General features: G+C 72.4%; 11 protein-coding genes. 8 read left to right on the plus strand and 3 right to left on the minus strand.

What is annotated here, in order from left to right; all coding sequences use genetic code 11:
- The first annotated feature begins 43 nt into the window (after positions 1 to 43).
- From WMF31_RS26505 to WMF31_RS26540, 8 genes are all read left to right on the plus strand, one after another.
- Positions 44 to 733 (plus strand): NUDIX hydrolase, encoded by a 690-nt coding sequence (locus WMF31_RS26505; protein WP_436604613.1) that lies wholly within the window; start codon positions 44 to 46, stop codon positions 731 to 733.
- A 214-nt stretch (positions 734 to 947) separates the two neighbouring features.
- On the plus strand, positions 948 to 2,450 hold the full coding sequence (locus WMF31_RS26510; protein ID WP_436604614.1) for a hypothetical protein: 1,503 nt from the start codon (positions 948 to 950) through the stop codon (positions 2,448 to 2,450).
- A gap of 303 nt (positions 2,451 to 2,753) precedes the next feature.
- Positions 2,754 to 3,617, plus strand: a complete 864-nt coding sequence (locus WMF31_RS26515) for a protein phosphatase 2C domain-containing protein (RefSeq protein WP_436604615.1) — start codon at positions 2,754 to 2,756, stop codon at positions 3,615 to 3,617.
- A 53-nt stretch (positions 3,618 to 3,670) separates the two neighbouring features.
- Entirely contained in the window at positions 3,671 to 5,596 is a 1,926-nt protein-coding gene (locus tag WMF31_RS26520) for a hypothetical protein (protein WP_436604616.1), read from the plus strand.
- A gap of 59 nt (positions 5,597 to 5,655) precedes the next feature.
- Positions 5,656 to 6,702 carry a nicotinamidase gene (locus tag WMF31_RS26525; RefSeq protein WP_436604617.1) on the plus strand — a complete coding sequence of 349 codons (1,047 nt, stop codon included), beginning with the start codon at positions 5,656 to 5,658 and terminating at the stop codon, positions 6,700 to 6,702.
- A gap of 67 nt (positions 6,703 to 6,769) precedes the next feature.
- On the plus strand, positions 6,770 to 7,594 hold the full coding sequence (locus WMF31_RS26530; RefSeq protein WP_436604618.1) for a hypothetical protein: 825 nt from the start codon (positions 6,770 to 6,772) through the stop codon (positions 7,592 to 7,594).
- A 62-nt stretch (positions 7,595 to 7,656) separates the two neighbouring features.
- Complete coding sequence (locus WMF31_RS26535) at positions 7,657 to 8,202, plus strand: NUDIX hydrolase (RefSeq protein ID WP_436604619.1); 546 nt, start codon at positions 7,657 to 7,659, stop codon at positions 8,200 to 8,202.
- A 59-nt stretch (positions 8,203 to 8,261) separates the two neighbouring features.
- The gene (locus WMF31_RS26540) at positions 8,262 to 9,158 is read left to right on the plus strand and encodes a Uma2 family endonuclease (RefSeq protein WP_436604620.1); all 897 of its coding nucleotides are present in this window, start codon (positions 8,262 to 8,264) and stop codon (positions 9,156 to 9,158) included.
- Here WMF31_RS26540 and WMF31_RS26545 read toward each other — a convergent pair.
- The 3 genes from WMF31_RS26545 to WMF31_RS26555 form a co-directional block, all read right to left on the minus strand.
- Positions 9,094 to 10,068 carry an NAD-dependent epimerase/dehydratase family protein gene (locus tag WMF31_RS26545; protein WP_436604621.1) on the minus strand — a complete coding sequence of 325 codons (975 nt, stop codon included), beginning with the start codon at positions 10,066 to 10,068 and terminating at the stop codon, positions 9,094 to 9,096. The two genes, WMF31_RS26540 and WMF31_RS26545, sit on opposite strands and share 65 nt — an antisense overlap.
- A 265-nt stretch (positions 10,069 to 10,333) precedes the next feature.
- Positions 10,334 to 11,155, minus strand: coding sequence for a Uma2 family endonuclease (locus WMF31_RS26550; protein ID WP_436604622.1), 822 nt, complete (start codon positions 11,153 to 11,155; stop codon positions 10,334 to 10,336).
- Between the two features lie 338 nt (positions 11,156 to 11,493).
- Positions 11,494 to 12,639: an acyl-CoA dehydrogenase family protein gene (locus tag WMF31_RS26555; RefSeq protein ID WP_436604623.1), complete on the minus strand. Its 1,146-nt coding sequence runs from the start codon at positions 12,637 to 12,639 to the stop codon at positions 11,494 to 11,496.
- Positions 12,640 to 12,646: the final 7 nt, after the last annotated feature.

The raw sequence follows: 12,646 nt of genomic DNA on the forward strand, positions 1-12,646 counted from the left end.
CGCCGACGGCATGGGTTCGTGTGGAACCAACACGGAGAGTCGAATGTCCGTCTCGTACGAGCACCCAAGGCCGGCGCTGACCGTGGACTGCGTGGTCTTCGGCCTCGACGAGGAGGATCTCAAGGTCCTCCTCATCCGGCGGGAGCTGGAGCCGTTCCGCGGCCGGTGGGCGCTGCCGGGCGGCTTCGTGCGCGTCGACGAGGCGCTCGACGACGCCGCGCGGCGGGAGCTCGCGGAGGAGACGGGGCTCTCGGGGGTGTTCCTGGAGCAGCTCTACACCTTCGGCGCGCTCGGGCGCGACCCGCGCGAGCGGGTCGTGTCGGTGGCGTACTACGCGCTGGTCAAGCTCTCGAGCCATAGGGTCAAGGCGGCGACCGACGCCCGCGAGGCGGCGTGGTTCGCCGTGGACGACACGCCGGCGCTCGCGTTCGATCACGAGGAGATCTTCTCGGTCGCGCTGGAGCGGCTCAAGGGCAAGGTGCGGTATCGGCCGATCGGGTTCGAGCTGTTGCCGCCGAAGTTCACGCTGTCGCAGCTCCAGCGGCTCTACGAGAAGATCCTCGACCGCCCGCTCGACAAGCGCAACTTCCGCAAGAAGGTCCTCGGCACCGGGCTGCTCGTCGAGCTCGACGAGGTCGAGCAGGACGTGGCCCACCGCGCGGCGCGGCTCTACCGGTTCGACCGGCGGAAGTACGAGCGGCTCGAGAAGGACGGGTTCAACTTCGAGATCTGACGCCGGGCGCTCGCGCGGCGCTCCGCGATCGCCCCCCGCCGGGGTGTCGGCCTGTCCGGGCGCATGGAGTCTTTGCGCCCCCTGCGGAGCGCCGGTGCGCCGGGGTGCCCAGGCCAGGGCGCGCTCGGTGGACCGGCGTCGAGTTCCGGCTTTCCGGAGGTCCTCTCCCTGCGTCGTCTCGAGCGATGGTACCGTGGCGGCGCGGGAGGCAGGGATGGGTAGAAGAGGGTCCGGGCTGAGGCGTCTCTCTCTGGTAGCCGCGCTGGTCACGCTCGGATGCGGCGCGAGGAGCAGCCTGGACGACACGGCATGGGCCCCGACGAGCGCCCCGGAGGCGGGGGAAGGCGGCGCCGGCGGCGTCAGCGCGAGCGCCAGCGTCGATAGTAGTGCCAGCGTCGGCGTCGGCGGCAGCGCTCCTGCGTGCGAGGCGGGTTGCCTGGAGCTCGGCTTCGCCCGTCAGTTCGACCGCGCCGAGCCCTACGCCCTCGCCGTCGACGCTCACGGCAACATCCTCGTGACGGGAGTCTTCGATGGCACCGTCGATTTCGGGGGTGGTCCTCTCGTGAGCACGGGCTACAAGGACGCGTTCGTCCTCAAGCTCGATCCGCTCGGCAACCACCTCTGGAGCCGGCGGTTCGGTGACGTCTCCGCCGTGCCCGGTCTTCAGTCCGGCGTCGCCATCGCGGCTGATGCGTCGGGGAACATCCTCGTCGGCGGCCTCTTCGATGGAACGACGGATTTCGGCGGCGGCCCGGTGACGGGGCAGGGCCTGAGCGGCTTCATCGTCCTGCTCGACGCCTCGGGACAGCACGTCTGGAGCAAGCACTTCGGAACGAGCGCCGCGGCGGTCCGCGGCGTCGGCTTCCATCCGGCGGGCGGCGTCGTCGTCACCGGCGACTACACGGGGACCGTGGATCTCGGCGGGGGGACGCTCACGAGCGGCGGGGATGGTTTCAACGTCTTCGTCGCCAGGCTCGGTGCGTCTGGCGATCACGTCTGGAGCAGGAGCTTCGGCCGGACGGGCAGCGCGCAGGCGCCCACGCTCGCCCTGGACGCGACGGGGAGCATCGTGCTCGGAGGCGACTTCCACGACGTCATCGATCTCGGCGGCGGCCCGATCAGGGCCGGAGGGCGCTCGGGGATCTCCGATGCGTCCGACGTCTTCGTCGCCTCGCTCGATCCGGACGGCGAGCATCGATGGAGCCTGCGGCTCGGCGGCCCCCTGGGAGACAGTCACCTCGCCACGGTCGTGGACGGGGCGGGCAGCGTGATCACGCTCGGCCACTTCGCGGGCACGCTGCAGTCCGGCGGCGACACGCTGACGAGCGATGGGGACGATGTGTTCGTCGCCAAGCGCTCCGCCGGCGGCGCGCCGGCGTTCGCCAGGAGCTTCTCGAGTGCACGAGCGCTCGCCGCCGACGCCGCCGGCAACACCTGGCTGACCGGCTTCATCGTCGAGAGGACGGACTTCGGCTGCGGTCCGCTGACCACGAGCTACCAGAGGCTCTTCGTCGCCGGGCTCGATCCGCGCGGAGGCGGCCTCTGCAGCGCCTCCTTCGAGTCGTCGGAGTACGGAGACCTGTCCCTGATCGCCCTCGACCCCGCCGGAGCCCCGGTCGTCGTCGGGATCCTCAAGGGCACGATCGATTTCGGCGCCGGACCGATCACGAGCCCCGCGGCGGAGGAGTCGATGATCGTCGTGAAGCTCATCCCGTGACCGCGCCGGCCTCGGCGCCGGCGCTGTGGTTCCTCCTCTCACGAACCCCCGAGCGAGCGCGCGCCACGCCGTCCTGGCGCACGAGCGGGGTTGACTTAGTGTCGAACGTACACCAAGATTCAGGTGCTGGTCCCACGGAGGACCGGACGTCCCGGCCGTTGCCGGCGGCGCCGCGTGCGGCTCCGCGGGCGGCACGCCGGCGCTCATCGTCATTCGCGAGGAGCTCTTCCCGGCCGCGCGCCCGGAAGCGCGGCTCGCGCTCGGGCTCACCGCGCGCCCTCGCCGGGCGCAGGAGGGATGTGCATGTCTCGCGAGGCCGCGTTCCATGCGGATCTGGGAGGGGGATCGCGCTTCGAGATCGCCGGAGGCACCGTGGCCGGGACCGACCACCTCGCGGTGGGGCGACCGAACCAGGATGCCTATGCCTTCCGGGCCGAGGGCGGGTGTCTGGCCGCCGTGGTGTGCGACGGCTGCGGCAGCGGCGCGCGCAGCGAGGTGGGCGCGGCGCTCGGCGCGCGGATCGTGACCGAGCAGGTCCTCGCCGCGCTCCGGCGAGGCGGAGAGCTCGCGTCGCCGGACACCTGGGAAGCGGTGCGGCGCGGGGCGCTCGCGCCGCTCCGCGAGCTCGCGCGCGGCATGGGCGGGAGCCTCGCCGAGGTCGTCTCGACCTATCTCCTCTTCACCGTGGTCGGCCTCGCCGTCGCCGGGGAGGCGGCGTGCGCGTTCTCCCTCGGCGATGGCCTCATCGCGCTCGGCGACGAGCTCCTGCAGCTCGGGCCATTCCCGGGCAACGAGCCCCCGTACCTCGCCTACGGATTGCTCGACCGGCCCCCGGGCGGCGAGGCGCCACGCTTCACCGTGCACCGCACCGTTCCGGCGAGCGCGATCCGGACTGCGCTGCTCGCGACCGATGGCGCGCACGATCTCCTGGAGTCGTCCTCACGCGCGCTGCCGGGGGGCGGCGGCGAGGTTGGCCCGCTCTCCAGGTTCTGGGACGACGATCGCATGTTCCGGAATCCGGACGCGGTGAGGAGGCGACTCGCGCTCATCAACAGGTCGACAGCACGGCCTGAGTGGAAGGAAGAGCGGCTCGTGCGGGAGAGCGGGCTCTTGCGCGACGACACGACGCTCGTCGTCGTGCGCAGGGCGCGGCCAGAGCGCGCCTGACACGGGAGCGCGGGGGGACAACGGGGCTCGATTCACGCCCGGAGGAGGCGAAGGTGGACGTCTATCTCGGTGGAAAGCGGATCCGGCTCGACCCTCGCGCCTCGCTCGGCAAGGGCGGGGAGGCGGACGTCTTCGACCTCGGCGACGGCAGGGCGCTCAAGGTCTGGAAGACGCCCGATCACCCGGATTACGCGGGGCAGGACGCCGAGCAGCGCGCCGCGGAGGGCCGCATCGAGCAGCACCAGGACAAGCTGCGCGCGTTCCCGGGAGGGCTGCCCGACGCCGTGATCGCGCCGCTCGAGCTCGCCACCGACCGGCGGCGGCGGCGCGTCGTGGGGTATGCCATGCGCCTCGTGCGCGGCGCGGAGCCGCTGCTCCGGTACGGCGAGCCGGCGATGCGCCACGGCGGGCTCTCGGCGGCCGCGATCGCCCCGGTGCTCGCGGGGCTGCACCGGACCGTGGAGGCGATCCACCGGCGAGGCGTGGTGATCGGCGACTTCAACGATCTCAACGTGCTCGTCGCCGCCGGGGAGGCGTTCGTCATCGACGCCGACAGCTTCCAGTTCGGCCCGTTCCTCTGTCAGATGTTCACCGAGCGCTTCGTCGATCCGCTGCTCTGCGATCCTTCCCTCCCCCGGCCGGCGCTCGTGAGGCCGTATTCGCAGGACTCGGACTGGTACGCGTTCGCCGTGATGGTGATGCAGAGCCTGCTCTGCGTGGGGCCCCACGGCGGGGTCCACCGGCCGCGATCCGCGGCGGCGCGCGTACCGCAGTGCGCGAGGCCGCTCCGCCGCATCACGGTGTTCGATCCCGAGGTGCGGTATCCGAGGCCGGCGATCCCCTACCGTGTCCTGCCGGACGATCTGCTCCAGGCGCTCTACCGGATCTTCGTCGAGGACCAGCGCGGCGTGTTCCCGCGCCGGCTTCTCCAGGAGCTCGCCTTCACGCGGTGCCCGTCGTGCGGCGTGGAGCACGCGCGGCCCGCGTGCCCGACCTGCGCGGGCGCGGCGCCCGCCGCCGTGCGGGAGACCGTCGCCGTCCACGGCGAGCTCCTCGTCACGCAGGTCCTCCGCACGCGCGGCGCCGTCCTGGCGGCGTCGGTCGGGGCCTCGGGGCTCCGCTACCTGGTGCACGAGGACGGGCGATTCCGGCGGGAAGACGGCGCCGTGGTGATGTCCGGCGCGCCTCACCCCGCGATGCGGTTCGCGGTCCAGGGGGACGCGACCTTGATCGGCCGGGGCGGCGAGCTCGTGGTGCTCTCGCCGGGCGCGGCGCCGGAGCGGCTCCCGGTGGACTGCGTGGGCGCGAGGCCGATGTTCGATGTCAACGCGCGACACCGCTACGTCGCGCGCGGAGGGCAGCTCTTGCGCAGCGGCGCGCCGGGCGCCGGGGTGCTGTCGGGCGAGGCGGGCGAGGTGCCGATCGGCGATGTCCTCGCCGGACAGACGGTCTTCTGGGCAGGGCCCCGCTTCGGGCTCGGCTTCTACCGCGCCGGGGACGTGTCGATCGCGTTCGTCTTCGACGCCGAGCGGCCAGGGCTCAAGGACACGGTCAAGCTGCCCTTCCCCGGCGGCAAGCTCACCGCGGCCACGTGCGTGTTCGACGCCGACCCGGGCTCTCCGCCGCGGGGCGGCCGCGGGCGCGCGTGGCTGTTCCTCGCGGCGGAGCAGGCCGGGCGCGTCGTGCACCGCTGCGTGGTCGTGCGCGAGGACGGCGCGGTGGAGGCCACGGCCGACGGCGAGGCCGAGGGCGGCTCATGGCTCGGCGCGCTCACCGGCAAGTGCGCGGCCTCGGGGTTCCTGCTCTCCGCGACCGACGCCGGCGTCGTCCGCGTCGAGGTCCGGGGCGGAGCCCTCGTCGAGGCCCGGCGCTTCCCCGGCACGGAGCCGTTCGTGACCCAGGCCTCGCGGCTCCTCGTCGGGCCCGAGGGGCTGTTCGTCGTCGACGCGCGGGCGATCACCTTGCTTCGCATCTCGTGAGTTCATCGTGGGTCCCGGCCCGCGCGCGCGGGCCGATCGAGTCGAGAGGAGAAGAGATCATGCAATCGACAGAGCTCCCGCTTCCCGCCTTCTATGATCCGAAGAACGCCGCGCGGTGGGGGTACCACCCCGACGAGGGGGCGCTCCACGCCGCCGCCGCCGACTGGCGCAAGGCGCACGACGTCAAGCCGTCGGCCAGCGACGCGCGGAACGTCCACCTCCTGCTCATCGACGTGCAGAAGGACTTCTGCTTCCCGCAGGGCTCGCTCTACGTCGCCGGCAGGAGCGGCGCGGGCGCCGTCGACGACAGCCGGCGCATCGCCGAGTTCGTCTACAGGAACCTCGCGTCGATCACGAACATCACCGCCACGATGGACACCCACTTCGCCTACCAGATCTTCTTCCCGGCCTTCTGGGTGGACCGCGACGACCGGCCGCTCGCCGCGCACCGCGAGATCACGACGTCGCAGATCGACGCGGGCGAGGTGCGGCCCAACCCGGCGGTGGCGCGGTGGCTCTGCGGCGGGAGCTACCCGTGGCTGATGAAGCAGGTCCGGTATTACTGCGAGGAGCTCGAGAAGGCGGGCAAGTACAGGCTGTACCTCTGGCCGCCCCACTGCATCCTCGGGAGCGACGGGCACGCGCTCGCGGGCGTGGTGCACGAGGCGCGGATGTTCCACGCGTTCGCGCGAGGGGCGCAGTCGTGGGTGGAGGTCAAGGGCGGCAACCCGCTCACCGAGAACTACTCGGTGATGCAGCCCGAGGTGCTCACGCGGCACGACGGCCAGCCGCTCGCGCAGCGGAGCACCCAGTTCCTGAGGACCCTGCTCCACGCGGACGCGGTGATCATCGCCGGCCAGGCCGCGAGCCACTGCGTGCGCAGCTCGATCGAGGACATCCTGACCGAGATCGCGCTCACCGATCGCGCGCTCGCGAAGAAGATCCACGTGATGACCGACTGCATGTCGTCGGTCACCGTGCCTGACGGGAAGGGCGGCTTCCTCGCCGACTTCACCGCCGAGGCGGACAGGGCGCTCGGCCGCTTCGCCGCCGCCGGGATGAACCTCGTGAAGAGCACCGACCCGATCTCGCGCTGGCTCGCGTAGCGCCGCGAGGCCTGGCGCGTTGAGGAACGGCGCCAGCGCCCTTGAACGTATCACCGTGGAGGTTCCGATGAACATGAGCAAGGACGACGGCAACACGATGAATCGCGGTGGCTCGCTCGACGTCGAGCGGCTGTTCGAGGCGGCGCGGGACGAGGGGGCGCTCTCGCCCGAGGCGATGCAGGCGCTGCACATCACGGATCTCGGCGCCCAGATCCAGGCCGGGTTCGGGGTGCACGTGGACGACGTGGCGTCGTCGGAGGTCGTGCTGGTCACGGTGATGCCCGACGACTCGGGCTCCATCAAGTTCGCCGGCAACGCGGGGGCGGTGCGGGACGGGCACAACCTGGTGATCGACGCCCTCGCCGACTCCGGGCAGCGCGACTCCATCCTGGCCCACAACCGGTATCTGAACGGCTCGGTGCTCTATCCGTATTGCCCGATCGCTCAGGCGGTGAAGATGGATGCGAAGAACTACAATCCCGCGCTCGGCACGCCGCTCTACGACCAGGCGGTGGTGCTGCTCGGGACGGTGATCGCGAAGGCGCAGGAGTTCGCGCAGAGCGGGGTCCCGGCGCGCACGGTCACGCTCATCATCTCCGACGGCGCCGACGCGGGCTCGACGTGGGCCAGGGCCAGGGACGTGTGCGCGCTCGTCCGCGACATGCGCCGCTCCGAGGCCCACATCGTGGCGGCGATCGGCATCGACGACGGGAGCACCGATTTCCGCGCCGTCTTCCGCGACATGGGGATCGAGGATCGCTGGATCCTGACGCCGAAGAGCGACGCGGCCGACGTCCGCAAGGCGTTCGCGCTGTTCTCCCGGTCGGCGGTGCGCGCCAGCCAGGGGGGCGCGTCGTTCTCCAGGACGGCGGCCGGCGGCTTCGGCGGGTGAGCCGCGGCGGCGGTCCGGTTCGCGGTACCCTGCGCGGTCGGACGCCCCTATAGAGGGCTCCCATGACGGTCACGCGGTGGAAGGCACTGGAGCGACGCGTACACGAGCACTCGCCGTGGCGGCGGATCGAGGACGTCCGGTTCGAGCTCCCGGACGGGACGGTCCAGACGTTCTCGCTCAAGAAAGAGGGGCCCGTCGTCTGCGTCCTCGCCATGTCCCAGGAAGGAAAGGTGATCCTGGCGCGCCAGTACAGGCCGGGGCCTGACCGGATCCTCGACGAGCTCCCCGGGGGCGGCGTCGAGCCGGGCGAGACCCCGGAGGAGGCGGCGGCGCGCGAGCTGCTCGAGGAGACGGGGTATGTCGCCGGGGCGCTCGTGCCGCTCGGGCGCCCGCTCGAGTGCGCGTACTCGACGATCGAGCGACACGCGTTCCTGGCCCTGGACTGCGCGCGAAGGGCGGCGCAATCGCTGGACGAGACCGAGTTCATCGACGTGATCGAGAAGCCGATCGAGGACTTCATCGCGCAGCTCAGGGAGGGTGCGTGCACGGATCCGGAGGTCGGATGGATGGGGCTGTACCAGCTCGGCTGTCTGGGCCCGGGGGTCTGAGGGCGAGCGCCGCCGGCGTTCCGGTCCCTGCCGAGCGCTGGCCGCGCTATGCTGCGCTCATGATGAGCAAGCGCGATCACGGGTTGCTCGCGCCCGGCGTGGACGCGCCCGGCCGCAGGCTCCATGCCCCCGCGTCCCGGGCGCGCCCGCACGTCGATGACCGGCTGGCCCCGCCGGAGACGCGGGTGGAGTACCTCGACGGCGCCGAGATGTTCGCCGCCCCGGCCGACGCGCCCCATGCGACCCAGCACTTCGATCTGACCTACGTCCTCGGCGCCCACGTCGCCAGGGGCTACCGGGGTGCGGTCGACATGCTCACCCGGGTCGACGAGGGCAGCGACTACGCGCCGGACGCCAGCGTGTTCGCGCTCAAGCCCGACCGCGGTGGCCGCCGGCGCCTGGAGGAGCTCGCCTTCGAGGTCAGCGACAAGCAGGCCCTCGCCGTGCCGACCATCAAGGCGCGCCGGCTCATCGAGCGGGGCGTGCGGCGGGTGTTCTGCATCCTGGTGAAGCACCGCCGGGTGCTGGAGTGGTCGCGCGAGACCGACGGGTGGCGGCCGCTGCCGAACGATGCGACCATCGAGGATCCGTGCTTCGTGCGCCCGCTGCCCATCCAGGCGCTGCTCGACGCCGCGGCCTCGGACGACGCCGCGGCCTGCGCGCTGCTCGAGAAGCGCGTGCCCGCGCTCGAGGCGGCGCTCGCCGAGGGCGAGGCGCGCGGCGAGGCGCGCGGCGAGGCGCGCGGCGAGGCGCGCGGCGAGGCGACCGGCGAGATCAGGATGGCCCAGGAGGCCATCACCACCGTGCTGCGGTCGCGCAGGGTCCAGGTGCCGGCCGAGGTGGCGCGCGCGATCGCCGACTGCCACGAGCTGAGCAAGCTGCGGCGATGGCTCAAGCGCGCGGCCACCGCCGCCACCGCGGCCGAGGTCGTAGCGGGGCCTCGCCGCAGGCGCTGAGGGCTCGCCGCAGCAGGGCCGCGGCGGCTGTGGTGGGCTGCCCCGCGCTGCGCCGCGGCGGCTGTGGCGGGCTGCACCGCGCCGCGCCGCGGCGGCTATGGCGGGCTGCACCGCGCCGCGCCCCCGGCCGGGGCATGACGCGACACCGCCCTCCCCTGCCCTCAGCCGGCCGCCGTCGCGGCGGCGCCTTCGCGCCGCACGCGGCGGAGGATGAGCTCCTCCAGCCAGCGCTCGAAGGCGTTGCCCTCGCGCTCGTCGGGGTCCTGTCTGCACCTCGAAGCCGACCGCCCCGTCGCCGGCGGGCTCGGCCAGGAAGCGCACCGCGCCGGCGAGCGGGTGGCCCTCGAGCGTGGCGAGCGTGATGGCGCGCGGCGCGACCTCCTCGACGCGCACCTGGACGTGCCCGCGCAGCGGCAGGGCCATGGTCAGGGTCGCGCCGGACTCGATGCGCGTCGCGCCCTCGGGCTCGGCGCCGACCACGAGCGTCGCGCGCGGCGTGAGCGCCGGGAACCGGTCGCGCACCAGCGCGATGAGCCGCTCGGCGGTAGGCCGACGCGCCCCGGTCGGCGCCGAGCGACGAGACGTGGACGAGGCGCTGGACGCGCGCCCGCTCGGCCTCGGCGACGACGTTGCGGGTACCCTCGACGTTGACGCGCTCGAACGTGACCGCCGGCGGCCGCTCGGCGACCACCGCCGCGAGGTGGATCACCGCATCGCACCCCTCGGCGGCGCCGCGCACCGACGAGGCGTCGCCGATGTCGGCGTCGAACGCCTCGACGTCGCCCTCGAACGACCTGCGATGCCCGCTCGCGTGGCGCGACAGGAGCCGCACGCCGTGCCCTCGCCGGAGCAGCCGCCACACCACCTCCGGGCCCACCACGCCTGTGCCGCCGGTGACCAGAACCTTCATCGCGCGCTCTCCCTTGGTGCCCCCCCGTGCGCCCGTCCGGGAGCGGATGGGCCCATCCGGGAGCGGAGCACAGGCGAACGCTGTGCCAGGCCGGCTCGCGGCGGGGCCGGGGCCTGAGCCCACCGGCGTCGCCTCCGGGAAGCGGAGCGCTGCTGAGCCTGGACGCCGTGGTGGCGCGGCGTCCTCGTGGTCGCTCACCAGACTCCACGCGTCAGCGCGTTACGCGCACCGGAGCGCGTGGACGCTGAGCGAACCGCACGACGTCTCATTCGGCGAAGACGTCATCGAGGGTGCCAGCGTTCATCGCCCGCAGGAGCCAGCGCTGCAGCGTCGCTGGTTCCTGACAGGACAGCAGGCGGGCGCGCGCTTCGTCCGGACACGGCATCCGGCGCATCTCCAGCGCGGCCAGGATCGCCTCTCGCAAGCCCCTCATGGCCTGCTCGGCCTGGGCCTGGGCCTGCTCGGCCCTTGCTTCGAGGCTCTCCATCATCCCTTTCAGCCGACCGATCAGGTCCGCGGAGCCGAACAGCTCGGCCATACCATGGAATAATTGGAGCCGATCGCCGACGACCGCCAGGTCGAGGTCCAGCACGGCCGAAGCGTGGCGCCCCATCTGCGGCACGATGCGCTGGTAGCGCGTGGCATCGGGCGCGGGCAGGCGGTAGCCGTGGACCTGCTGCCGGAGCCGGTCGTAGACGAAGTACTCCGGGATGCCCAGGCGCGCGTAACGCTCGACGTTGGCGACGAGATCCTTGGTCCGGTCGCCCTGATGGACGACCTCCAGGACCAGGCTCAGCCCCTTGCCCTCCTCGGCCACCACCCACGCCATCCGCGGATCGTCCTCGGGCTGGGGCACGTCCAGCACCGCGAGGATATCCGGGACGAACACCTCTTCACCCGGGTAGAGGACCGCCAGCTCCTCGGCGAGGTAGATGACGCGCCCGGTGGATCCGAAGTGCAGGGTGAGCATGTCGATCGCCCGCCCCTTGGCCCTGTGATGGGGCCGCCCTTCCGCCATCGCGCTCCGCGGGTCCGACAGGGCGTCGAGGACCCTGACCAGCAGGCGCTCGCGCTCTGCCGGGCTCATCGCACGCCATTCTTCCGTGGTCGGAGCGATCAGGGAGGATCCCGGCGGTCGCGGTGTCCCGGGGGCAGGTAGAACCATACCCAAGAATCTAGCACTGGAGCCGTCCCCGCGGCACCGAGGAGCGCGCGCCCGAGCATCCCCGGCGAGAGGACGCCGATGCCTTCCCGGTCGCCCACCTCAGGCATGGCGCACGATCCGCTGCGGCCCTTCGTAAGCTCGGGCGGACAGCTCCCCGCGGGCGACACCGGCGCGCGCAGGGCGGGTGACCGCGACCGCGCGGGGCTCGGTAAGTTCGGATCCTGCAAGGCGCTCTCACGCGCTGCGAGGCCCCGCGTCCCTCAGAGCCCCAGGCACCGGGCGATGATCGCGCGCTGGATCTCGGAGGTCCCCGAGTAGAGGAGGCTGCCCATCGCGTCGCGCAGATCCCGCTCGACCTCCTGCTCGACCATGTATCCGTAGCCGCCGAAGACGCGGACCGCGTCGATGCTCGACTGCACGTAGCTCTCGGAGACGTGCAGCTTGGCGATCGCCGACTCCATGAACGACGGCTGATTCCGATCCTTGAGCTGGCCGATCCGGTACACCAGCGGCCGGCACGCCTCGATGCGGACCTTCATGTCCACGATCAGGTTGGCGACGGACTGGAACTTGCCGATGGATTGACCGAACTGCTTGCGCTGGCGCGCGTGCGCGACGCACGCCTCGAGCTGGCGGCGGAGGACGCCGAGGCAGCTCGCGAGGATGGCCCCGCGCTCCCACTCCATCGAGCACTCGAAGACCTCGACCCCCCTGCCCTCTCGCCCGAGCCGGTTCGCCGCCGGGACCCTGCACTCGTCGAAGTGGACCTCCGCCATCGGCGAGGTGCGGAGACCCATCTTCTTGAGCTCCTTCCCGACGTGGAGCCCCGGCGTGCCGCGCTCCACGAGGAAGGCGGTCACCCCCATCGGGCCGAGCGAGGGGTCGAGCGTGGCATAGACCACGAACAGGCCCGCGACAGGGGCGTTGGTGACGAACGTCTTCGCGCCGTTCAGCACATAGTGGTCCCCGCGGCGCTCCGCGCGGGTCCTCATGGCGAAGACGTCGGAGCCGGCGTCCGGCTCGCTGGCGCCGTTCGCGCCGATCAGCGTACCGTCCGAGAGCGGCTCCAGGTACTTGCGGCGCTGCTCCTCCGTGCCGTGGAGCACGATGGGGATCGAGTTGGTCCAGAGGTGCGCGTTCAGCGAGAACAGCAGCCCCAGGTCCCGCGCGCCGTAGCCGAGCCCCTCCATGAGCGCGATGGTGCCGGAGAGGCCGAGCCCCATGCCCCCGTGCTCCTTCGGGATCGGCGCCCTGAGCAGGCCGAACTCGGCGCACCTCTGCCACCCTTCCCGGTCGAAGCCGTCGCGCCGATCGCGCTCGATCATGTCGCCCGAGAGGGCCGAGCGGGCGAACTTGATCGCCTCGCGCTGGAGGTTCATCTGCTCTTCGGAAAGCAGCCAGTCCATGGCGCGC

This window comes from Sorangium sp. So ce1036 (assembly GCF_051369805.1).
In the GTDB taxonomy this organism is placed as follows: Bacteria; Myxococcota_A; Polyangia; order Polyangiales; family Polyangiaceae; genus Sorangium; species Sorangium cellulosum_F.

What these genes read in the sequence shown, in the direction of transcription:
- WMF31_RS26505 (WP_436604613.1), top strand. Translation starts at nt 44, where the DNA reads ATGTCCGTCTCGTACGAGCACCCAAGGCCGGCGCTGACCGTGGACTGC.
- WMF31_RS26510 (WP_436604614.1), top strand. Translation starts at nt 948, where the DNA reads ATGGGTAGAAGAGGGTCCGGGCTGAGGCGTCTCTCTCTGGTAGCCGCG.
- WMF31_RS26515 (WP_436604615.1), top strand. Translation starts at nt 2,754, where the DNA reads ATGTCTCGCGAGGCCGCGTTCCATGCGGATCTGGGAGGGGGATCGCGC.
- WMF31_RS26525 (WP_436604617.1), top strand. Translation starts at nt 5,656, where the DNA reads ATGCAATCGACAGAGCTCCCGCTTCCCGCCTTCTATGATCCGAAGAAC.
- WMF31_RS26530 (WP_436604618.1), top strand. Translation starts at nt 6,770, where the DNA reads ATGAACATGAGCAAGGACGACGGCAACACGATGAATCGCGGTGGCTCG.
- WMF31_RS26535 (WP_436604619.1), top strand. Translation starts at nt 7,657, where the DNA reads ATGACGGTCACGCGGTGGAAGGCACTGGAGCGACGCGTACACGAGCAC.
- WMF31_RS26540 (WP_436604620.1), top strand. Translation starts at nt 8,262, where the DNA reads ATGATGAGCAAGCGCGATCACGGGTTGCTCGCGCCCGGCGTGGACGCG.
- WMF31_RS26545 (WP_436604621.1), bottom strand. Translation starts at nt 10,068, where the DNA reads ATGAAGGTTCTGGTCACCGGCGGCACAGGCGTGGTGGGCCCGGAGGTG.
- WMF31_RS26550 (WP_436604622.1), bottom strand. Translation starts at nt 11,155, where the DNA reads ATGAGCCCGGCAGAGCGCGAGCGCCTGCTGGTCAGGGTCCTCGACGCC.
- WMF31_RS26555 (WP_436604623.1), bottom strand. Translation starts at nt 12,639, where the DNA reads ATGGACTGGCTGCTTTCCGAAGAGCAGATGAACCTCCAGCGCGAGGCG.